25 protein-coding genes and 3 riboswitches are annotated in these 20951 nt (G+C 43.8%); of the genes, 15 read left to right on the forward strand and 10 right to left on the reverse strand.

The features are described 5' to 3' along the window. Positions 1-2: 2 nt before the first annotated feature. Complete coding sequence (gene ohrR, locus GYO_RS29460) at positions 3-446, reverse strand: organic hydroperoxide resistance transcriptional regulator OhrR (protein ID WP_014113532.1); 444 nt, start codon at positions 444-446, stop codon at positions 3-5. A 141-nt stretch (positions 447-587) separates the two neighbouring features. Between ohrR and ohrB the strand changes: the two genes are divergently transcribed. Continuing rightward, complete coding sequence (ohrB, locus tag GYO_RS29465; RefSeq protein WP_014113533.1) at positions 588-998, forward strand: organic hydroperoxide resistance protein OhrB; 411 nt, start codon at positions 588-590, stop codon at positions 996-998. A 124-nt stretch (positions 999-1122) separates the two neighbouring features. Further along, complete coding sequence (locus GYO_RS29470) at positions 1123-2226, forward strand: glycosyltransferase family 2 protein (RefSeq protein ID WP_014113534.1); 1104 nt, start codon at positions 1123-1125, stop codon at positions 2224-2226. A 5-nt stretch (positions 2227-2231) separates the two neighbouring features. Here the strand turns inward: GYO_RS29470 and guaD are convergent, their stop codons facing one another. Next, positions 2232-2702 (reverse strand): guanine deaminase, encoded by a 471-nt coding sequence (gene guaD / locus GYO_RS29475; protein WP_014113535.1) that lies wholly within the window; start codon positions 2700-2702, stop codon positions 2232-2234. A gap of 134 nt (positions 2703-2836) precedes the next feature. Here guaD and GYO_RS29480 point away from each other — a divergent pair, with 134 nt between their 5' ends. Beyond that, a complete protein-coding gene (locus tag GYO_RS29480; protein WP_014113536.1) occupies positions 2837-3463 on the forward strand; it encodes a histidine phosphatase family protein in 627 nt (208 codons plus the stop codon). 38 nt (positions 3464-3501) lie between these two features. On the opposite strand, the gene metE is transcribed toward GYO_RS29480, so the two are convergent. Both metE and isp read right to left on the reverse strand, forming a co-directional pair. Next, on the reverse strand, positions 3502-5790 hold the full coding sequence (gene metE, locus GYO_RS29485; protein ID WP_014113537.1) for a 5-methyltetrahydropteroyltriglutamate--homocysteine S-methyltransferase: 2289 nt from the start codon (positions 5788-5790) through the stop codon (positions 3502-3504). Positions 5791-5917: 127 nt separating this feature from the next. After that, a riboswitch (SAM riboswitch) is annotated at positions 5918-6073 on the reverse strand. 131 nt (positions 6074-6204) lie between these two features. Beyond that, a complete protein-coding gene (isp, locus tag GYO_RS29490) occupies positions 6205-7164 on the reverse strand; it encodes a serine protease Isp (protein ID WP_014113539.1) in 960 nt (319 codons plus the stop codon). Positions 7165-7386: 222 nt separating this feature from the next. Between isp and rsbRB the strand changes: the two genes are divergently transcribed. Beyond that, entirely contained in the window at positions 7387-8220 is an 834-nt protein-coding gene (gene rsbRB, locus GYO_RS29495) for an RsbT co-antagonist RsbRB (protein WP_014113541.1), read from the forward strand. A gap of 32 nt (positions 8221-8252) precedes the next feature. Here rsbRB and thiX read toward each other — a convergent pair whose 3' ends face one another. Genes thiX through thiU form a run of 4 tightly spaced genes read right to left on the reverse strand, consistent with a single transcriptional unit; the run spans position 8253 to position 11822 of the window. After that, positions 8253-9017 (reverse strand): HMP/thiamine ABC transporter permease ThiX, encoded by a 765-nt coding sequence (gene thiX, locus GYO_RS29500; protein WP_014113542.1) that lies wholly within the window; start codon positions 9015-9017, stop codon positions 8253-8255. Next, positions 8992-10632 carry an ABC transporter ATP-binding protein gene (locus tag GYO_RS29505; protein ID WP_014113543.1) on the reverse strand — a complete coding sequence of 547 codons (1641 nt, stop codon included), beginning with the start codon at positions 10630-10632 and terminating at the stop codon, positions 8992-8994. Before GYO_RS29505 ends, thiX begins: the two co-directional genes overlap by 26 nt. Continuing rightward, the gene (locus GYO_RS29510) at positions 10619-11218 is read right to left on the reverse strand and encodes an ECF transporter S component (RefSeq protein ID WP_014113544.1); all 600 of its coding nucleotides are present in this window, start codon (positions 11216-11218) and stop codon (positions 10619-10621) included. Before GYO_RS29510 ends, GYO_RS29505 begins: the two co-directional genes overlap by 14 nt. 1 nt (position 11219) lies before the next feature. Continuing rightward, positions 11220-11822, reverse strand: a complete 603-nt coding sequence (gene thiU, locus GYO_RS29515) for an HMP/thiamine ABC transporter substrate-binding protein ThiU (protein WP_014113545.1) — start codon at positions 11820-11822, stop codon at positions 11220-11222. A 96-nt stretch (positions 11823-11918) separates the two neighbouring features. Beyond that, positions 11919-12030, reverse strand: a riboswitch (TPP riboswitch). Positions 12031-12131: 101 nt separating this feature from the next. Here thiU and ykoG point away from each other — a divergent pair. The 7 genes from ykoG to mgtE all read left to right on the forward strand — a co-directional run bounded on the left by ykoG (position 12132) and on the right by mgtE (position 17553). Continuing rightward, a complete protein-coding gene (gene ykoG / locus GYO_RS29520) occupies positions 12132-12818 on the forward strand; it encodes a two-component system response regulator YkoG (protein WP_014113546.1) in 687 nt (228 codons plus the stop codon). Positions 12819-12821: 3 nt separating this feature from the next. After that, positions 12822-14186, forward strand: a complete 1365-nt coding sequence (gene ykoH / locus GYO_RS29525) for a two-component system sensor histidine kinase YkoH (RefSeq protein ID WP_041520930.1) — start codon at positions 12822-12824, stop codon at positions 14184-14186. Further along, positions 14183-14863: a PepSY domain-containing protein gene (locus GYO_RS29530; RefSeq protein ID WP_014113547.1), complete on the forward strand. Its 681-nt coding sequence runs from the start codon at positions 14183-14185 to the stop codon at positions 14861-14863. The genes ykoH and GYO_RS29530 overlap by 4 nt, the downstream gene beginning before the upstream one ends. Positions 14864-14954: 91 nt before the next feature. Continuing rightward, positions 14955-15470, forward strand: coding sequence for a PepSY domain-containing protein (locus tag GYO_RS29535; protein ID WP_014113548.1), 516 nt, complete (start codon positions 14955-14957; stop codon positions 15468-15470). 83 nt (positions 15471-15553) lie between these two features. Beyond that, the gene (locus GYO_RS29540; RefSeq protein WP_003218541.1) at positions 15554-15691 is read left to right on the forward strand and encodes a transcriptional regulator SplA domain-containing protein; all 138 of its coding nucleotides are present in this window, start codon (positions 15554-15556) and stop codon (positions 15689-15691) included. A gap of 107 nt (positions 15692-15798) precedes the next feature. Beyond that, positions 15799-15966: riboswitch (M-box (ykoK) riboswitch) on the forward strand. Between the two features lie 91 nt (positions 15967-16057). Further along, entirely contained in the window at positions 16058-16180 is a 123-nt protein-coding gene (locus GYO_RS44230) for a hypothetical protein (protein WP_014113549.1), read from the forward strand. A 17-nt stretch (positions 16181-16197) separates the two neighbouring features. Beyond that, a complete protein-coding gene (gene mgtE, locus GYO_RS29550) occupies positions 16198-17553 on the forward strand; it encodes a magnesium transporter (RefSeq protein ID WP_014113550.1) in 1356 nt (451 codons plus the stop codon). Positions 17554-17596: 43 nt separating this feature from the next. Here the strand turns inward: mgtE and GYO_RS29555 are convergent, their stop codons facing one another. After that, positions 17597-17929, reverse strand: coding sequence for a MerR family transcriptional regulator (locus GYO_RS29555; RefSeq protein WP_014113551.1), 333 nt, complete (start codon positions 17927-17929; stop codon positions 17597-17599). A gap of 193 nt (positions 17930-18122) precedes the next feature. On the opposite strand from GYO_RS29555, the gene ykzB reads away from it, so the two are divergent. From ykzB to GYO_RS29570, 3 genes are all read left to right on the forward strand, one after another. Further along, positions 18123-18278 (forward strand): protein YkzB, encoded by a 156-nt coding sequence (ykzB, locus tag GYO_RS29560; protein WP_003218545.1) that lies wholly within the window; start codon positions 18123-18125, stop codon positions 18276-18278. A gap of 87 nt (positions 18279-18365) precedes the next feature. Next, positions 18366-18548 carry a stress response protein YkoL gene (gene ykoL, locus GYO_RS29565; RefSeq protein ID WP_014113552.1) on the forward strand — a complete coding sequence of 61 codons (183 nt, stop codon included), beginning with the start codon at positions 18366-18368 and terminating at the stop codon, positions 18546-18548. 133 nt (positions 18549-18681) lie between these two features. Continuing rightward, entirely contained in the window at positions 18682-19146 is a 465-nt protein-coding gene (locus GYO_RS29570; RefSeq protein ID WP_014113553.1) for a MarR family winged helix-turn-helix transcriptional regulator, read from the forward strand. A gap of 41 nt (positions 19147-19187) precedes the next feature. Here GYO_RS29570 and GYO_RS29575 read toward each other — a convergent pair whose 3' ends face one another. Beyond that, complete coding sequence (locus tag GYO_RS29575) at positions 19188-20282, reverse strand: MGDG synthase family glycosyltransferase (RefSeq protein WP_014113554.1); 1095 nt, start codon at positions 20280-20282, stop codon at positions 19188-19190. 90 nt (positions 20283-20372) lie between these two features. Between GYO_RS29575 and GYO_RS29580 the strand changes: the two genes are divergently transcribed. Beyond that, positions 20373-20924, forward strand: a complete 552-nt coding sequence (locus GYO_RS29580) for a YkoP family protein (RefSeq protein WP_014113555.1) — start codon at positions 20373-20375, stop codon at positions 20922-20924. Positions 20925-20951 lie beyond the last annotated feature (27 nt).

A 20951-nucleotide genomic window follows, 5' to 3' on the forward strand; every position in this document is an offset into this window, starting at 1 on the left:
CCTCAATTTTTTTGATGAAGTGTTTCCAGCAATGTATATAGAGCGGATTTTAACTGTTTCAGGTCCTCTCCGGACAGATTTGAAAGCCCCAGGATCGTCCCTGGAATGTCAGCCGCTTTTTCTTTTAGTAACTTCCCGTCCTCTGTCAGGCTGATCAACACGGACCGCTCATCCTCTTCAGATCTTTTTCTCGTAATCAAACCCTGCTGTTCCATTCGTTTTAGCATCGGAGTGAGCGTTCCCGAATCTAAATACAGCAGCTCGCCCATTTTTTTGACAGTTAGCGTTTCGTGTTCCCATAACAAAAGCAAAACCAAATATTGAGGGTACGTCACATTTAGCTTTTCAAGCAGCGGCTTGTATTGCTTTGTCATTTCCCGCGAGCTCGCATAAAGCAAAAAACATAGCTGATTCTCCAATTTCATATGGTCAAATTCATTTTCCATCTTGTTCACCAACTCTTTTTGTCATTCGTTTCTATTGTATCTGAAAAACTTCACTTTTCCTATTATCGGCAAACATAGTATGTTTAAAAAGATCAGAAAGGGAAATATAACAACTAGATACAAATAAGGAGGTTAGGTAATATGGCACTATTTACAGCAAAAGTAACCGCGCGCGGCGGACGGGCAGGACATATTACATCAGATGACGGTGTTCTTGATTTTGATATTGTAATGCCAAATGCCAAAAAAGAAGGACAAACCGGCACAAACCCGGAGCAGCTCTTTGCGGCAGGATACGCTGCTTGCTTCGGCGGCGCGCTCGAACATGTGGCCAAAGAACAAAATATCGAGATTGATTCCGAAATTGAAGGACAGGTCAGCCTCATGAAGGATGAGAGCGACGACGGGTTTAAAATCGGCGTCACACTTGTTGTGAACACAAAAGATTTGGATCGCGACAAGGCGCAAGAGCTTGTCAATGCTGCTCATGAATTCTGTCCTTATTCAAAGGCAACCAGAGGAAATATTGATGTAAAATTAGAATTAAAATAATGAACGGCATCCTGAGGGTTCTCAGGATGTTTTTTTGTGGGGAAGCATGCGGGGCGGGCATGATCTTTTCGAAGTGTGAATACATGTAATATAGGTGAATTCAGACTAGAGAAAAGGTGAGTACATGAAGAGACCAAAGCTGTCAGTATGTATGATTGTGAAAAATGAAGAACGCCATATTGCCCGCTGTTTAGAGAGTGTGCAGCCTATTGCCGATGAAATCATTGTGATTGATACCGGGTCAAACGATCGTACGGAAGACATTTGCACAAGCTTTCATGCCCAGGTGTATCATCATAAATGGGAGCAGGATTTTTCACAGGCGAGAAATGTCAGCCTGCAGCATGCCAAGGGTGAGTGGATATTGATCTTGGATGCCGACGAAGAATTAGATCCGGACACAGGCAGCCTATTGCCTTCGCTGCTGACTGACAGCCTGCCATCTCTCGGCTGCATGAAGGTTGTGAGCTATACAGGGAAGGAATGGGATGAAAACGAAGCGTTTGAACAAAGGCAGATCAGGCTGATCCGCAATCAGCAAAACATAACGTTTACGGGAAGGGTTTGCGAAAGGCCTGAGGGAGAAGAAGAAAGCAGTATTTTCTCACTTCCATGTATCATTCACCATTACGGGTATTTAGAGCAGGAGGCACAGCAAAAGCTTAAACACAACATGAGCTTATTGAATATGGAATTGCTGACATCCAGTACTGACCCGTCTCTCCTTTATCAGAAAGCAGCTGAGTATGATAGAGGAAACGAACATGATAAAGCCCTCAGGCTGGCAGTGGATTGCATCAAGGAGTATAAAAGAAAAAAGCAAATTCCGCCGCCTGCTATCTATTATTTAAAGTATAAATTATTAATTGACGCAGAACGGTACGAAGAAGCGGAACGGGATATCCATGAAGCGCTGAGACATTATCCGGATTACTGCACGCTTCACTATTATAAAGGAATCATCATGTATCAGCTTAAAAAAGTCAGAGAAGCGATCACAGCCTTTGACACTTGCCTGCAAACCATTAATGAAAACCATCAGTACGTACAGGTGAAAGGAGCAGCCGATTTTAGATCAAGCTGCTGGCTCGGTGTCTGCCATGCTGAATTGCATCAGCATATGACCGCTGTTTTGTATTTGCAAAAAGCGCTGAAAGTCAATCCGAAGTGCGCACGGGCACAGCGGCTTCTCACCGAATTAACAAAGGATCAGGCCGCACATGCCTGATCCTTTTAATATTCTTTCTTATTGGCAAAATCCCGCCATGCCTGGAATGGGGATAAATGCTCCTTCAGGGTCACCTGATAAAAAGGTATGTTTCTTTTTTCTGCCGGTTTATCAATTTCTTCATATATGAATGAATCATCAAATCCGGCTTCAGCAGCGTCTGTGTGCTCCGCTGCATAGTAAACGGCTTTCGGCCTGGCCCAGTAGATGGCGCCTAAGCACATGGGACACGGCTCGCAGCTCGCATATAAAATGCAATCATCAAGCTGATAGGTGTCAAGTGCCCGGCAGGCATTTCGAATAGCTGTCACTTCTGCATGGGCAGTCGGGTCATTGCTTGTTGTGACGTTGTTCTGTCCCTCGGCAATAATGGCTCCGTCTTTCACGATAACGGCTCCGAAAGGCCCGCCAACTCCCGCATTCACTCCTTCACGAGCAAGATCGACAGCCCGTTTTAAGAACTTTTTATGATTCATCCCAAACCCTCCTGTCAATTGAGTGTTATAAGTATAGCCGAAAAAGGGGCAAAGAACATTCTCAAAAAAGTGCAAAATAAACAAAGTATTTGGGGGATTTGCTAAGATAAAAGGAGAATAGAGGAGGGGTAATCATGCTGCATTTATATATTGCCAGACACGGACAGACCCAATGGAACGTAGAAAAACGGATGCAGGGCTGGCTGGATTCTGATTTAACAGAACTTGGACTGTACAACGCCCGCGCTCTTGGGGAGCGTCTGAAGGATATTGAATTGAATCAGGTATACATCAGCCCGAGCAAGCGGACAGAAGAGACAGCAAAAACCGTACTGGGATCGCGGAGGCTCCCGCTGGTTAAAGATCATATGTTCAGAGAAATGTCACTGGGCTCATGGGAAGGGAAAAAACAAGAAGATATTGAAAGGGACGAACCAGATCTTTTTCATGCTTATTTTCATTATCCCGAAGCTTATCGCCAGCAGGGATGTGAAACGTTTTTTGACTTTGAAAACCGGGTAAGGCTAGCTCTCCAAACTATTTTAGACAGCCATTCTTCCGGTAATGTTCTCTTGGTTACCCATTCTGTCTTTATATTAATGCTGTTAAATATCATAAAGGGAAGACGCGTTCATGACATATGGAATTCTGCTTACATACATGATACATCATTGAGCCTTGTGGAATTTGATGAAAATGGAACAGCCAAAATATTAATAGAAGGGGACGGGAAGCATCGGAAACCGATTTCCGCTTTCTAATAGAAAAAACCATCTGCCAAAGACAGATGGTTTCTATTTTATACAAGCTGTGTCTGCTGAGCTCTTGCCTGTTTTGCGGCTTCAACCATGTTTTTCAATGCGGCAACTGTTTCTTCCTGCTGTCTTGTTTTCAATCCGCAGTCTGGGTTTACCCAGAAGCGGTCAGTCGGACAGACGGCAAGCGCGTCAACGATAATGTTGTACATTTCTTCAGTTGACGGTACACGAGGGCTGTGAATGTCATATACACCAAGGCCTAGCCCTTTCAAATACGGATGGTCTTTTAAATAATCTAAAAATCCTCCGTGGCTTCTGCTGTGTTCGATTGTAATCACATCGGCATCAAGATCATTGATTGTATCGACGATGTCTTCGAAGTTGCTGTAGCACATATGTGTATGAATTTGCGTCTCGTTTTTCACGGAAGAAGTGGTTAATCTGAATGCTTCTGCCGCCCAAGTCAAATACTCATCCCAATCTTGGATTTTTAATGGAAGGCCTTCGCGCAGCGCCGGTTCATCCACTTGAATAATTTGAATGCCTGCGTCTTCAAGCGCTTTTACTTCTTTGCGAAGGGCAAGCCCGATTTGGAAGGCGATTTCTTTTCTCGAAATGTCGTTTCGAGGGAAAGACCAGTTTAAGATTGTAACAGGACCGGTCAGCATTCCTTTCACATGCTTGGATGTCAGGGACTGTGCATATACCGTGTCTTTCACTGTCATCGGTTCAATGAATTCAACATCTCCGTAAATGACTGGCGGGCGGACACAGCGTGAGCCGTATGATTGAACCCAAGCGTATTTTGTGAAGGCAAAGCCGGCCAGCTTTTCACCAAAGTATTCGACCATATCTGTCCGTTCAAATTCACCGTGCACTAGCACATCAAGATCCAATTCTTCCTGAATATCAATCCATCGTTTTGTTTCCGCATTGATAAAGTCTTGGTACTGTTCATCAGACCACTCATTTTTCCGCCATTTTTGGCGTGCGCTCCGCACTTCAGCAGACTGCGGGAAGCTTCCGATCGTAGTTGTCGGCAAAAGCGGAAGGCCGAGAGAGTCATTTTGCAGGGCTAAACGTTCTTCAAACGGAATCGGGCGTTTGAAGTCTTTATCGGTTAATTGCTCAAGTTCTTTCTTTTGTTCAGAATTTGCGCCTGTTGCAAACTGTTTGAGCGCCTGAATATCAGCTTTCGCCTGCTGAATCTGTTCGCTGATCGCCGCTTTTCCTGATACTAAACCTTCTTTCAAAGCTGTCAGCTCGGCTAGTTTTTCTTTTGCGTAGGATAATCCGTTCAGCAGATCCTTTTCCAAATGCTCATTAGGGTGCTTCGCTACCGGAACATGCAGCAGGCTGCTGGAAGGCTGAATCCACAGTTCATCAACCTTTGCAATGCTGAGAATATCAAGAACGGCATCGAGACGTTCTTCAAGATCCGCTTTCCAAATGTTGCGTCCGTCGATAACGCCGGCTGCCAGCACTTTGTCTGTTGGGAATCCGTGTGTTTTCAGCTGTTCCAGGTTTCTGCCTTTATCGTGAACGTAATCAAGGCCAATTCCCTGTACCGGGTAAGAGATCAGCTCTTCATAAGCATCAACAGAATCAAAATACGTCTGCAAAAGCACATTCAAGGATGAAAGCTCGTTAGTCATGCTTTCAAATAATTCTTTTGCGCCGCGGACATCTTCGGCAGAAGCTGTAACAAGCGCCGGCTCATCGATTTGAACCCATTTTACGCCTTCTTCTTCAAGCTCTTTCAGAAGCTGTACATATAACGGCACAAGGCGTTTTTGGATCGCTTTTGCTTCAGACGGTTCATAGCCTTTAGCAAGCGTGACGAATGTATAAGGGCCGACAATCACAGGTTTTGTTTCAACGCCGTATTCCTGTTTGATCCGGCGGTAATCTGTGAGCTGTTTGTTTCTTGTCAGGCGGAATTCAATGCTCTCGTCATATTCCGGAACGATGTAATGGTAATTTGTATTAAACCATTTTGTCATTTCACTGGATACGGCGTCTTTTATTCCGCGGGCGATAGCAAAGTATGTATCGGTAGCGTCAGTCAAATGTCTGAACCGTTTCGGAATCCAGTTGAAGCTGACTGCTGTGTCGAGTACATGGTCATACTGTGTGAAATCAGAAACAGGCACAACATCAATCTGCTGGTCAATTTGTGTTTTTGCTGCGGATAAAAATAGGTCGTCGATTTGCTTTAAAAACGTATCTTTATCAGTGCTGCCTTTCCAATACGCTTCAAGTGCTTTTTTCCATTCTCTGTTCAGTCCAATTCTCGGGAATCCTACATTCGATGTTTTGATGGTTGTCATTGTTTCTCCTCCTTTATATGTAAAACACTCTCGTTAACCCGCGGATACAGGCCGCTAAGAGGTTTTCTCACAATAAAAAGCCTCTTTCCCATGAGAGAAAGAGGCTTTTCTGCGTAAAACACTGCCTCTCTCATCTCTCAGACACAATCTGATGGAATTAGCACCGTGCCTTATGAGACATCAGTCTCGGCGCGAAAAGCAGTGCGCCCCATTTCACAATGGAATTACGGTCGGTTGCTGTTGGGGTCAAAAGGCCAATCCCTCGCCCAACTCTCGATAAGAGAAAATGTTATTAATTTTTTGAAAAGTTGAATCATTTGTTGGTAATCTTAACAGTAATTCAAATTCGCTGTCAACATAGAATTTGAAATTTTATTTACAATATTTGGTTTATGTTATATAAGAAAAATAATTTTATAGGGTCATCAAATGTGATTGCTCTGCTCTTTCTGCCAGCTCATCAGGAGCAGTTAAATACAGGAATCCATTGCCTGCCAGCGTTTTAGCAATATCAAGCGGAAGAGTCCTGCGGATCAGCTGTGCATAAACCTCAGATTCAGAAAGCTTTCTTTGAAATGATTCTTCTTCATAGCTTTTGATTAAAGCAAGCGCTCCGCTGACATGGGGAGCAGCCATTGAAGTGCCGGTAAGCTTACCGTACTTCTTGTTAGGAAGAGTGGATAAGATATTTTCTCCGGGAGCCACAAGGTCAATCTCTTTATTCGCGTTAGAAAATTCTGATAATTCTCGCGCTACCGAAACAGATCCGACCGCGATGACTTCATTATAAGCCGCAGGGTAGGAAAGCTCTTCTGTGCGTTCGTCTCCGTCACCCTCATTTCCCGCTGCGCAAACGACAAGCACTCCGTTTTTGACGGCGTTTTTCACTGCTTCTGCCAGCTCTGGCACATCGCTTGGTCCGCCAAGGGACATTGAGATGATATCGACTTTCTGTTCCACCGCGTAGTTAATGCCGTTAATAATCCATTCGTATTGTCCGCTGCCGTTTTCACCGCCAAGAACCTTCACAATCAATAGGCTTGCCTCAGGCGCGACCCCGGTAATGCCGCCGTTTGAATCGTTAGCTGCAATTGTTCCAGCGACGTGTGTGCCATGTCCGTTGTAGTCGGAGATCGCATCTTCCTTGCCGCCGTCATCATCCGTGAAGTTCTTTCCGCCGATGATTTGGTTCTTTAAATCAGGATGGCTTGTGTCGCAGCCCGTATCCAATACAGCAATTTTTACATTTTTGCCTTTTACCCCTTTTGCCCACATTTCTGGCGCCTTAATCACTTTAATGCCCTCAGGAAGCTCGTTTACATCCATGATCTGCTCATTCGTCACATACGGGATCAAGCGGATTTCACCATTCATAAAAAAGCCCTCCTTTTTTATGCTTTCAAGTGGATTCAAGGGTGTTGCCTCATATTATATGAAAAAAACAACCGCTCGGACAGAGCCATTTGAAGCATTTTGAAAAAATAGGATACAACCCAAAGAATTAGTAATTTTCAAAATATTGGATGGCTTCAGCATGTATGACTGGGATTCAGCTGTTAGTCAAGTTATAATAGTGTTGGGGAAAGGAGCAGTGTGATGAAACTGAATGAAAAATTATATGCATTTTTTTCAGAACATGTTGAACAAATGGCCGAGGAATGGATTGAAACGATGGAGGAAAGCGATCCGAATTCGCTTTACGCCTTACATAATGCTTCTGTAACGGAAGAATTGAAAGAGCAGGATAGAGAATTTTATCGGCATCTGAATTACATGTATGTTTTACCGGAAAAACAATTTCTCGAAGAATTTCAAGAGTGGGTCATTGAGCTGACGAACGATCAAAAGCATCTTGACACTCCGGTTCAGTATGTCATTCGGGAGTTTATGAGAAACCGGAGATTATATACGAAGTATTTTGAGAAGTTCGCAGAAGAAAACGAGTCGGCGTTTGAATCGGGAGAGAAACAAAAATGGGCAGATTTGATTGTAAAAGTATTTGATTTTACCATTTATACCTTCGTCGATCACGCTGAAATGAATGCCAAACAGCAATTAAACGCCCAAAGAGAAATGATACTAGAATTAAGCTCGCCTATCATTACCCTGAGCAAATCAACAGCTCTGCTTCCGCTTGTCGGTGACATTGATACAGAACGGGCAAAGTTTATTCTGGAAAACACGCTTCAGGCTTGTGCAAAAAGACGCGTGGAGCATCTGTTAATCGATCTGTCAGGTGTTGTGGTGGTTGATACGATGGTAGCACACCAAATCTTTAAATTGATCGAGGCGCTCAATTTGATCGGTGTTAGGTCAACCCTGTCAGGAATCAGGCCTGAAATTGCGCAAACCGCTGTACAGCTGGGGATTGATTTTTCGAATATTACAATTAAAACCAATCTTGCCCAGGCATTAAACTATCATCAATAAGAAAAAATCCGCTATCCCCGATAGCGGATTTTTTATGAGGCAAAACAGAAAGATATGAGAAAAGATCCTGCGAATAACAAGAGAACGAGGCAAAAGAACAGCCAGTCGCGCCGGTTGACGGTTAGTGTCCGGTAATATGTCCGGTTTCTGCTTCCAGTAAAACCTTTCGATTCCATCGCAAGCGCTGTCCGTTCCGCTTTTCTAATGGCGCTTGCCAAAAGCGGGATGGTATACCGCTTTAACGCGCTGATTTTCTCAATGAAGCCGCTCTCCGCCGCTCCTCCTCTGATCTTGTGAGCCTGCTGGATCAGCTGGACCTCATCCTTTAACAGCGGAAGAAAACGAAAGCCTGCAATGACGCCATATGCGAGCTTTGGTGAGAGCTTGCACTGCTGGACAAGGCTCAGCATAAATAAAATCGGATCGGTTGTAAAAACAAACATCATCGATAAGGCAGAAAAGCACAAAATACGAAACCCGAGAGAGATGCCGACAGATACATTATCGCTGTTGATCGAGATAGGACCAGCTTGAAATAAGAAATTATCCGGAGTTGTCGGAACCTTGCCAAAAACAGCGGCTGTCCATACGCATCCGAATGCCAAAATCAAAAACGGAATCGTAAACAAAAACCATTTTTTCAATGGGATTTTGGCCGCCAATAGAATACCCGCAACAATGATGATATAAAAACACGCAGGAGTGTAAGGATTGTAAATAAACGACAGCATGACAACACAGCAAAAAACGGCGGCCGCTTTCACTGTCGGATTAATGAGATGTAACGGCTGTTTCATCACGCACCTCCTTTTGATATGCCATCCATTCATATAAAAGGGGAAGGGTGAGCTTTGCTTTTTGGACAAGCCCTGTTTCCTGAGAAAATAACTGCGCTGGAGATCCGTCAAAGGCCAGGCCCGTATCGTGAAGCACTAGCACGCTGTCGGCATACGAAGACACAAGCTCCATATCGTGTGTAATCATGAGGACAGCGGTTCCTTCTGCCTTGATACGCTGAATCATGTCCATGCATTCAGCCGCCGTACGGGCGTCCTGGCCAAAGGTTGGTTCGTCTAATAATAAAACCTTTACGTCATGCATGAGCATGGTAGCGACGCTCAGGCGCCGTTTTTGCCCTTGGCTGATTGCAAACGGATGATGATCAGCCAAATGCGCAAGACCGAAACGATGTAGCAGGTGCTGCGCTTTTTTCTCAGTTTCAGCATTTACTTTCTGGCCGAACAGCAGCTCGTCATATACTGTGCCGGCGACGAACTGATGCTCCGGGTTTTGAAAAACAAATCCCATTCGTTTTCGCAGTTCAGTTTCTTTATACGATTGCAGCGGCTTATCATATAGAAGAATCTTGCCGTTTTTCGGCTTCATCAGACGGGCGAGGACGGATAAAAGTGTTGATTTTCCAGTGCCGTTCGGGCCGACAAGCGCCGTCAAAGAGCCTTCGCGCAATGAAAAGCTGATGTTTTTGAAAATCGTCTGCTGTCCTCTTGCGAACGAAAGGCCGCTGATTTCCAGCACACTCTTCCCAGAAGGAGCTTCCTTCTTTTCGGCATGCCCGGCAAAGGGTTCTTTGAAAAGCGTTTCTTTTGATAAAGTAAACGGCATACTGAGTTTTTCCTGCAGGTCACACACTTTTGGAATCGCGATGCCCAACTCCTTTAGGCTTTCCGCTTCGTGCTGAAATAGATCTTTCGTCCGGCCATCGAGCGCTTTTTTCCCTGATTTGTCCAGTACAATCGTTCTCTCAATCCAAGGCGTCCATTCTTCAAGCTGGTGCTCAATGACGAGGAGGCTGAAGCCTTTTTCTTGCTGAAGATCTTTCATCATGTGAACGAATTCCCGAGCTGAATAAGGATCTAATAAAGAAGTTGGCTCATCTAACATAATAAGCTCAGGCTCCATCGCCAAAATACAGGCGAGAGCCACTTTTTGTTTTTGTCCTCCTGACAGTGCAGATATTGTTTTTTCTTTTAAATGGGTAATGCGTAATTTTTCTAATACGGCATCAATCTTCTCCGCCATCTCTTCTTTCGGAACCTGCAGATTTTCTAGCCCGAAAGCGATTTCGTCCTCCACCGTCAGCATGCAAAACTGCTGATCCGGGTCCTGAAAGACGACCCCGGCATGCTGAGCAATTGTTTCGGAGGTTTCAGCACCAGTGACCGGCTTTTGAAATAAAAATACATGTCCGGACTGTATGCCGTCGCAAGCCTCCGGGTAAAGACCGTTTAAACAAAGGGCGAGCGAGCTTTTTCCGCACCCGCTCGGCCCTAACAATAAAGCGCATTCTCCTTTTTGAAGCTCAAACGAAATGTTTTGAAATACCGGTTTCTCGTCTTCTTCATAAGAGAAGCTGAGCTGGTCAACCGTCAGGAGGTCATCAAAGGCTTGCATGTTCTGATGCCTGCTTCCGTTTCTTTTTCAGTTCCTTTCCGAGTGCCATTCCGTTTAACACACCCGTATAAGCGAGAGAGTCACTGATCGCTTTTCCGAGCAGCCCCGCAAGCAACGCGCCGGAAATCAGACGGATGACGAGCATGATAAGAAGATAACCTGGTGAATAGGCTGCATAGCCAGAAACAAAGAGATCGTAGATAAAGCTGGCTACTGAAGATCCCATTCCTGCCAGCAGAAGTACAGGCAGAGAGTATACTTTCCAGCGTGTCGCGAGAAATACAGCCTCAGCCCCGAGACCTTGTACAATGCCGATGACGATGACCATCGGGCCAGACGGATTTCCCAGCAAGCATTCTACGAGAGCGGCAATGATTTCAGAAACTAGCGCCGCACCCGGTTTTCGAATAATGTACGCGGCGATGACAGAAACGATAAACCAAATGCCGTAAATCGGTTCATAGGCGATTGGCCCGAACATACCTGCAAGTACGTTTCCGAAATGCGTGAATAATAAATAAACAACGGCAAAAACGATACTGATAACGGACATGATGACAATTTCTTTTACTTTCCAGCTTTTCATTTTATCCCTGCTTTCTGTTTTTTCTTGATGGACTGTTAGCCGAGAGATTCACAGTCATGGTTACGTGGTTTGTTTGCTGTTCAGCCATGCGGAAAACGGCCTCCAGTGTTCTGAACACGTCATGCGCATCCCCGTCAAGCTCGCTCGCATAATGGACACCTTGTACGAAGGTGCCTTCTGCTTTCGCAATATCGACAGCTTCCATGATCAAGCCCATATAATCCGGCTCATTCATCGGATAAAGCGCAAATTGGCACGGCGCTTCCGCGTTTAGGCTTCGGACAGCATCTTCATTGACACGCTTATCGTTCGCGGAAAGATATGTATCTCCCTGTGTATCGCCCAGGCATCCGATGGAAAACGTGCCGTTCATGACGATGTGTTTTTCGCTGTTCGCCGCATAAAGATAAATGGCTTTGGCAGCGTCGAATACATGATCAATCGATCCGCGCAGAACTGTGCTGATATGGTCGGTTTTCGTCCAAACTTTAGATGTGTCTGTTTTTTTTAGCGCAGACTTGATCACACCGATAAAATCATCCGTCATCGGGTATAAAGAGAACCGAAACCCGGCAATTCTGCTTGTACCACAAATATGATCCATTTCTCCGACCTCCTGTTTTTTTTGTAAAATAAAAAACTGCATATCCTAAGGGAATATGCAGTCATAGATCGATTAAGCGCACAAAAAAATACACCATTCGGTCAACCTGCACTTCCCCACGCTGGTATTATCCAGATCGGGTCATAAGGGATCAAAGCGCGTGTTTGCACGCTTTATCTCAGCCAAAACAGCACCCCTAGTGCTTTCCGTATACAATTTTTTATTTTGACATCATAATAGATGATAAGACTCATTTTGTAAACAATGAAATCATTTTTTTCATATAGGGACAGGAGAGGATGATCAAATTTGGAAAAAGGGCACATATTAATTGTGGAAGATGAAGAGAAAATTGCCAGGGTGCTCCAGCTTGAATTGGAATATGAAGGATATAGCGTCACTATTAAACACGATGGCACAGAAGGACTGAATGCGGCCGCGGAAGGCGGGTATTCCTTAGTGCTTCTTGATGTCATGCTTCCGGGACTTAGCGGCCTGGAAGTGCTGCGCCGCTTGAGAAAAACGGATCAGCAGACACCGGTCATTTTATTAACGGCACGCGACAGTATCCCTGATAAGGTAACAGGGCTGGACATCGGTGCGAATGATTATGTCACCAAGCCGTTTGAAATCGAGGAATTGCTTGCGAGAATCAGGGCGGCGCTGCGCCAAAATGGAACAAAAACAGAAGATATCGGCACCTTTCTTACATATGACGACTTGCGGGTGAACGAAAAAACCCGTGAAGTGAGACGCGGAGACAAAGAGGTGGAATTAACGCCCCGGGAATTTGATTTGCTCGTGTATATGCTGAAGCATCCGCAGCAAGTGCTGACACGGGAGCAGATTCTAAACTCGGTATGGGGATTTGATTATATCGGTGATACAAATGTCGTGGACGTCTACATCAGATACATTAGAAAAAAACTGGACTATCCTTACGAAAAACAGCTGATACATACCGTTCGCGGGGTCGGCTATGCCATTAAGGGGTAAACGATGAAGCTGAAGACCAAGATTCATCTGTACACATCAATATCGCTGTTGATTTTATTAATTTTGGTCCATACCGCAGTCTATCTCATTTTTTCGTCCGCGCTGACCTCAAAGGATGCGGCCCGGCTTGCAGATGAGACGGATAACATTGCCGAAGCGCTGCATGCTGCTGAAACAGAAGGAGTGGCTTTGCAGGACATGCTGCAGGCCTATCTTCCAGCAAACGGCATGGTTCGTGTAGTGAATGGTGACCAAAAAGCCGTCATGACCATGACAAAAGAAAAAGGGTATAAAGATTTTCCACTCTCTTTTCACAGCGGGGAAACGTCAGATGTAAGGAAACATGACGGCAAACTGTTTGCTGAAGCTGCTGTTCCGGTTATTTGGACCGATGGGCAAGTGGTATCTCTTCAGCTGGTTGAAAGGCTGGAGAACACAGAAGAGAGTCTGTTTCTGCTGAAAATCATTTTAATCGCTGCAAGTGCTGCTGTTTGTATCGCTTCTTTTTTTGCCGGCAGCTTGCTGGCCCGCCATATCATCAATCCGATCAGACGATTAATGATGACGATGAAAGACATACAGCGGGAGAAAGCATTCAAAACGATTTCCTTGGAAGGACAGTCGCATGACGAGTTATATCAGATGGGGCTGACATTTAATGAGATGGCGATGATGCTGAAAGAGCATTACGATAAACAGCAGCAGTTCGTTCAAGATGCTTCACATGAATTGAAAACTCCGCTCACGATTATAGAAAGCTACAGCAGCCTGATGAAGCGGTGGGGGGCAAAAAAGCCGGAAGTGCTTGAGGAATCGATAGAAGCCATTCACTCAGAAGCGGTGCATATGAAAAAATTGACCAATCAGCTTCTGGCGCTGGCCAAAAGCCATAAAGGACTTGAGCTTGACCTGAAAACAATCGATCTGATTAAAGTATCGCGCGCCGTCATGCAAACGCTCCAGCCCGCCTATCAGCGTGACATTTTGCTTGAAACAGATAAGGAGAGCCTGCTTGTAACAGCTGATGAAGAACGGATCAAGCAGCTGCTGACCATTTTGCTTGATAATGCCATAAAGTATAGTGAAAAAGCCATTGTGATGTCAGCCGGAACGAGGAATGGACGGCCGTTTCTGTCTGTGAGAGATGAAGGCATCGGAATACCTGAGGAGCATATCCCGCACCTGTTCGAACGGTTCTACCGGGCGGATGAGGCACGAAACAGAAAAACAGGCGGGACGGGTTTAGGCCTTTCCATTGCCAAGCAAATCGCCGATGAACACGGCATTGAGCTGTCTGTCAAAAGCAAGCCGGGACAAGGAACAGCTGTCACCATACAATTCAGAGAACAGAATGGGGGAGGCCGATGAACAAAACAATCAAAGTAGCATCTGCTGCGGCAGCAGCGGTTTTAGCCGTCATCATCTGTGCGTTTCTCATCATTCGGCAAACCCATGAGGATGTACTGTCAAAGGAGGCTGTCGTAAAAAAAGTCGAAGCCTCTTATGAAGGTGAGGTCACGAAAGTAACACAATCAAAGGATAAAAAAACATATGATATGACCCTTGAAAATCCAAAGGGAACTTATTTTATAAAAGCTGACGCAAAATCGGCTGACATTCTTTCGATGAACAGAGTAAAAGCGTTGAATCCATCTGCCTTGACAGAAAACGAAGCCGAGCATCTCGCGCTTAAACGGGTGCCGGGAACCGTCAAAAAACAAACCCAACAGAATCGTGTTGCCACATATACCATTCAAAAAGAAGATGGAGAAACATACGAAGTGAAGGTAGACATGCAGGCAAAAGCAGTCGTGTCTGCCGATCGAATCATCGGTGAAGATCAACCAAAAACACCGATTACGAAAAAAGAAGCCAAAACAATTGCTGAGCGAGAAACGGGCGGGACAGCGGATGACGCAGATCTCGAAAAAAGTGAGGGCACTCTCATCTTTGAAGTGGATGTTGATCTTCCGGATGATAAAGAAGCGACTGTGAAAATAAATGCCTACACGGGAAAGGTTGCAAACATTGTGTATGAAGACTGATGATTTCTCATCAAATTCTCATCTTTCTCTCGTTTTCCTTTCATGTTGAGTGTGTAAACTGTACTCATACAAAACAAAGGAGGAATCACATATGCTTAAGAAAAGATGGATGGTTGGTCTTTTAGCAGGGTGTTTAGCGGCTGGCGGATTCAGCTACAACGCGTTTGCAAAAGAAAACAATGAAAACACACAGCCTGCTTCTTCAAAGACTGATGCACTCACTGAACAGGAAGCGAAATCAATAGCCAAAACGGTTGTTGACGGAACAGTGGACGACATCGACAGAGACATTTACAACGGCAAAGAAGTCTATGAAGTGGAGATCGAAAAAGACGGTGAAGACTACGACGTTTATGTAGATATCAATACAAAACAAGCGCTCAATGACCCGTTAAAGGAGAAAGCAGAACAAGTCGTCATCACAAAAGAAGAAGCTGAAAAAATTGCCTTAAAGCAAACAAATGGTACCGTAACAGAAAGCAAGCTTGACGAAAACGACGGCGCTTACACATACGAAATTGAGATCCAAACGAAACAAGGAACCGAGGAAGAATTTGACATATCCGCAAAGGATGGACGTATCATCAAGCAAGAGATAGACGACTAATCAAAACCCCGCAGCAGCGGGGTTTTTTCATGATAAGAAACCTTCTTTTGGACAATCTAAGTAGAAAAGGAGGCGAAAAACGCATGGAAAAGAAAGAGGAGCAATACATCAATCAGGCTGAATATGTCCCTCATCCGACGAAGGAAGGAGAGTACGCTTTATTTCTTCATGAAACATATCATTTGCTCTCTGAAGATGATGAGACGCAAACAACAGAATAAGGGCTTAGGCCCTTGTTTTGTTCCGTAATTGTGATGAAAGCGCATTAATTACTTTTTTGAGTTGACACAGCTTGTTTTTTTCTGTAATCTCAGTGTGTCAATTCAATTAGGAACTTCGTTAGGTGAGGCTCCTGTATGGAGATACGCTGCTGCCCAAAAATGTCCAAAGACGCCAATGGGTCAACAGAAATCATCGACATAAGGTGATTTTTAACGCAGCTGGATGATTAGATCCTATGCCATACAGTGCTAAAGCTCTACGATTGAAGGCGCCCGCACGCTTTTTTTGCCGTGCTTCTTTCTCCTTCAATCCCGAAGGCTTTTTTTATGCCTTGAAAACGAAACTGATCAAAGGAGGTGCGGAGTATGGACTCTCCCCATTCGAGTCAATCTGAAGAAGTACCCATATACTATGACAGCAAGGCAATTGATTACACGATGAGGAGACGATCTGCCGCACCTTCAGGCGAGGCCGGCACGTCTCCGTAGAGGAGGTACGAGTCCCGATGGTTCAAAACATGACCTATGACGAACTCATTTTACGCATCATTATTTTATTGCGAGACGGGAAAATTAAGGATTTCAGAAGCGTGATTGATGAGCTTCAGCCCTATGATATGGCATTTATTTTTAAGGAAATGCCGGAAAAACACCGTGCCCGCTATTTATCATATTTAACTGTGGATGATATCACTGATATGATTGGGGAGCTGGAACGCGAATATCAGCTTGCCGTCTTAAATAAAGTTGGAAAAACAAAAGCAACACTGTCGATGAACAAAATGGACAACGATGACCTCGCTCAATTGCTAGAAGAAATGGACGAGGAACTGAAGGAACAGCTTTTGTCCAGCATGGAAGCATCAGAGTCAAAAGCTGTACAGCTTTTGATGAATTATCCGGCTGACACAGCGGGACGCATGATGACAAACCGGTATGTATGGATTCCTCAGCATTATTCGGTAAAAGACGCGGTCGTCAAATTGAAAAGCTTTGCTGAAATAGCTGAATCGATCAACTACTTATACGTCATCAATGAAAGCAAACAGCTGGTTGGCGTACTTTCCTACCGCGATTTAATACTGGGCGAGCCTGAAGAAAAGGTGCAGGATCTAATGTTTACCCGCGTCATATCAGCAGACGCTCTTCAGGATCAGGAGGAGGTTGCCCGCCTGATTGAACGTTACGATTTCTTGGCCATCCCGGTTGTGGAAGAAAACAACGTGCTTGTCGGTATTGTAACGGTCGATGATATTATCGACGTCGTCATTCGGGAAGCTGATGAAGACTACGAAAAATTTGCCGCTTCAGGTAAAGACATCACCTTTGACACAAAGGCATACGTGGCGGCGTATCGGCGCCTGCCATGGCTGATTTTGCTCTTATTTATCGGATTGATTTCTGGGAGCATTATCAGTTATTTTGAAGATGCACTGCAGCAGGTTGTCGCGCTGGCGTTTTTCATGCCGATGGTGACAGGGATGACAGGAAATACGGGAACACAATCTCTTGCGGTTGTCATCCGAGGGTTGTCTAAAGAAGAATTGAACAAAAAAACGATTATGCGCCTGATTTTCCGGGAATTCAGAACCAGTATTTATATCGGAGCGGTTTGTTCAGTGCTGATTGCAATTATTTCTATTTTATGGCAGGGGGACGCGTTGCTGGGATTTGTTGTCGCTTCTTCACTGTTCTTCACTTTGATTATCGGCACGATGTCAGGTACGATTATCCCTATTATTTTGCATAAGCTAAAAGTAGACCCGGCGATTGCTTCAGGACCGCTGATTACAACGTTATGCGATATTTTGTCTTTATTAATTTACTTTGGCATTGCCACTACATTCATACACTCATTATAAAATGATAAAAGTCCGTCTCAATTCCGAGTCGGACTTTTATCATTTAACGGTTTTTGTACCGAAAGTGAGCATTAAGCTGCCCCTCCAGCATTTTTTTTCGAACTTGCGGATCGTTTTTTAACAGTTGCTCTTTTTTGCGCATATCCTTTAAAATCTCTGCCGTTTGTACGCCGTCTTCACGCTTATTGGCAATATCCATCAGCCGCTCCACATCGGCAAAAGAATATTTTCTCGTTCCCCTTGAAGAACGCTGCGGATAAATGAGTTTTCGTTCCTCATAATACCTGATCTGTCTTACGGACAATCCTGTCAATTCACTCACAATCCCGATTGAAATCACTTTTTTGTCTTTATAAGAATGATCTTCTGTGGCCATTTTTCCACCCCTGGATGTCTTTTGATAATAGTATATAAAAAGCAAAGCGAAAAAACCTGACGCTTGTCATATTTTCTAACATCAAATAGAAGATTTTTGAAAAAACACGGAAGAAAAATTAACAAGAATAATGCGTAACACACAATCGCGTTTTATCCTTTATGTAACGAATAACTGAGGAGGAAGGATAATCATGGAGGAAGAAAAAGCGGTCTCGCTGGCAAAAGAAATTATAGAGTTGGATATCAAGCGTGATGAAATGCTGGAGACGTTTATGCAGCTTGCCGGAGAACATGCTTTTCAATTATTAAGATCGGTTCAAAACGGACTTTACCGAAAATCTTCGTAGACATAAATTCTTTACATTAGATTCATACCACGTTCATTTAAAAAGAGTATCTTGTGTATAGGATACCTCAAAATGAAGGAGGACGCTATGAGTAATTTATTGAAATCCGCTTTAGAAAAAGAACGACGCCATTATTCTGAAAAACTCTGTCAAATTGGAGTTTATAATAAAGAAGTCATGAACAAAATGACGATTTCTGAGCTTCGGAAGGAATATGCTTATTTCTTTCGAAGCATTCAAAATCACAAAAAATATCCTTATACAAGATAATGTATGAGGATTTTTTTTGCTTTCAGAAGGAATTTCTCGAATTATAGCGAATACGTATAGTAAGGGACTGAACTCTTATTATATGTAAGGGTTTTCATTATTTTTTTATAAAAATCCTATATACGAGGTAGATATGATGAGATTATCGTTTAACGAAGAAGAAGTTGAGCGTGCGATGAATTTGTACAGAGTTTTTGCAAGGGCTTTCAAAAGTGTGTCTGAACATAGTATCCGTGACAGCAAAGAGCACGGCTTTAATCCCACTGAGTTTGCTGTACTAGAGCTCCTGTACACAAGAGGCCCGCAAAAATTACAGCAAATTGGGTCGAGACTTCTGCTTGTGAGCGGAAACGTCACATATGTCATTGACAAATTAGAAAGAAACGGATTTTTAGTAAGGGAGCAGGATCCGAAAGATAAACGCTCCGTTTACGCGCATTTAACTGACAAGGGAAATGAGTATTTGGATAAAATTTATCCGATTCATGCACTGCGTATTGCGAGAGCGTTTTCAGGCCTTTCGCCTGATGAACAGGATCAGCTGATCGACCTGCTGAAAAAAGCAGGCATTCACAGCCAGCATTTGCTGTTTCGTTAACTATTCTACACTCTCTGTTTCAGGGAGTGTTTTTTTTTATGTCATATCATTCTTTTTAAAACATCTACAATCTTCCGGTCAGATATTTCGCCAAGATATCCATTGACATGTTTTTCATATTCTTTCATCTGTTCATTCGATTGAAAAAATGCCGCAATACGCTCCTCTGCTTTCTGTATGTCCCAGTTTCTCATATCTGTGACAAGCTTCCGTTCCTTTAGAAGGTTCAAATTCATTTCCTCCTGTCCCGGCAGCGCATGATAAATAAATACTGGAAGCCGTTTCTGTAAGCATTCGCTAATGGTCACGCCTCCGGGTTTTGTCATGATGCCTGCTGCTTGATCGTATAAACGGTTCATCTCTGCTTTGCTGTGAAGGTAGGGAATCGCCTCAATAAAAGGGTGGCGTAAACTTTTGACATAGCAGTAGAGCTTTTCGTTTCTGCCGCATAATATTTTGTATAAGATGTTTCCGCCTGGCGACAGATCCTGAACCCATTTTAAAATACCCCCGACCCCCATGCTGCCGCCTGTGATAATGATGGTATATGGCGGATGATGCTGACAGGTGTCTGCTGATTCCATTTCAAACATCCGGTGAACGGGAATGCCGGTCAAGTATATGTTTTTCTGATCGATTCCTTCAGACATGAGCTGCTTCTTGACATCCATGATCGGCACAAAATGGTAATCAATATTCTCCCGCCCCCATAATTGATTCACAAAAAAATCAGTATAAACATTCACAACCTTCATATTCGGATATTCCGGCTTTAGCCGGTTCAGCAGATAAGAAGGCAGCGCGTGTGTGCAGAAGGCAATATCAGGCTGTTTTTCTTTTAGGATGTGTCTCATTTGTTGTGTGAACAGCCATTCGTACATGGCATAGCGTTTATCATTCTGATATTTTCCGCAGGCGAGGAGCCTGTAAATGCCGCTGTACGTTTTCGGGAAATATTGAATCCATTTTAAATACGCCTCAGAGGACAGTTTTTCTAACCGTCTATACGTATGTGAAAAGATATCAATTTTCTCAGCTGCCAGTCCTTGAGACTCCAGTTCAGCCTCCAAGGCATCTGCAACATGGTGATGCCCGGTAGATATACTTAAAAAAGGAAAAATGAGAATGTTTGTCATGATGTCCTCCTAAAAAAATATGGCAACTATATTTTGGGGAGAACGTTCACAAAATATAAGGGTGTTTTTGATCATAAGGAAGGTGAAGAGATGAAAACCTGTTTCCTTTCTATTTGGAGAGTGGTTGACCCGATTTATTTCTTTTTTTCAAGACTGACCTTGATTGACAAAGATCGAAAAAGCGTCTTTCGAGTCAGGCTGACAAAGTACAAAGGACATCATGTTGTACTGAGCGATGGAACGCATATAAGAAAAAATGATGTGCTTGTTAAAATACACCTGCACAACATTAAGCTGGTCAGGGAGCTGCAAAGCATTGAGAGCGCAGTCAGAAAGGGAATCATTATCTATCAAAAAGTATATCAATCGATGCCGATTCTTTTGGATTACATCAATAATCACAAAAAAAGTGAAAAAATTAAAGGGATTGTGGGCATTACAATGCTTGACAAAGGTGTGGAAAGGCTCGGTTTTGATGTGGTCACCCCGGTCAACCCTTTTTACAGGTGCTTTAAAAAGATCACACATATACCGATTTTTTATCTCACTTCAAAGCAGGTGAGCTTGCGGCGTTTACCGAATACATCCTATTTGTTTATTTCGAAAGAAAAGCTGCAGAAAACCTATCAAAAAAAAGACTGATGCCTTGGTCAGCACAGTCTTTTTTGA

Origin of the sequence: Bacillus spizizenii TU-B-10 (assembly GCF_000227465.1) — a bacterium.
Lineage (GTDB): Bacteria > Bacillota > Bacilli > Bacillales > Bacillaceae > Bacillus > Bacillus spizizenii.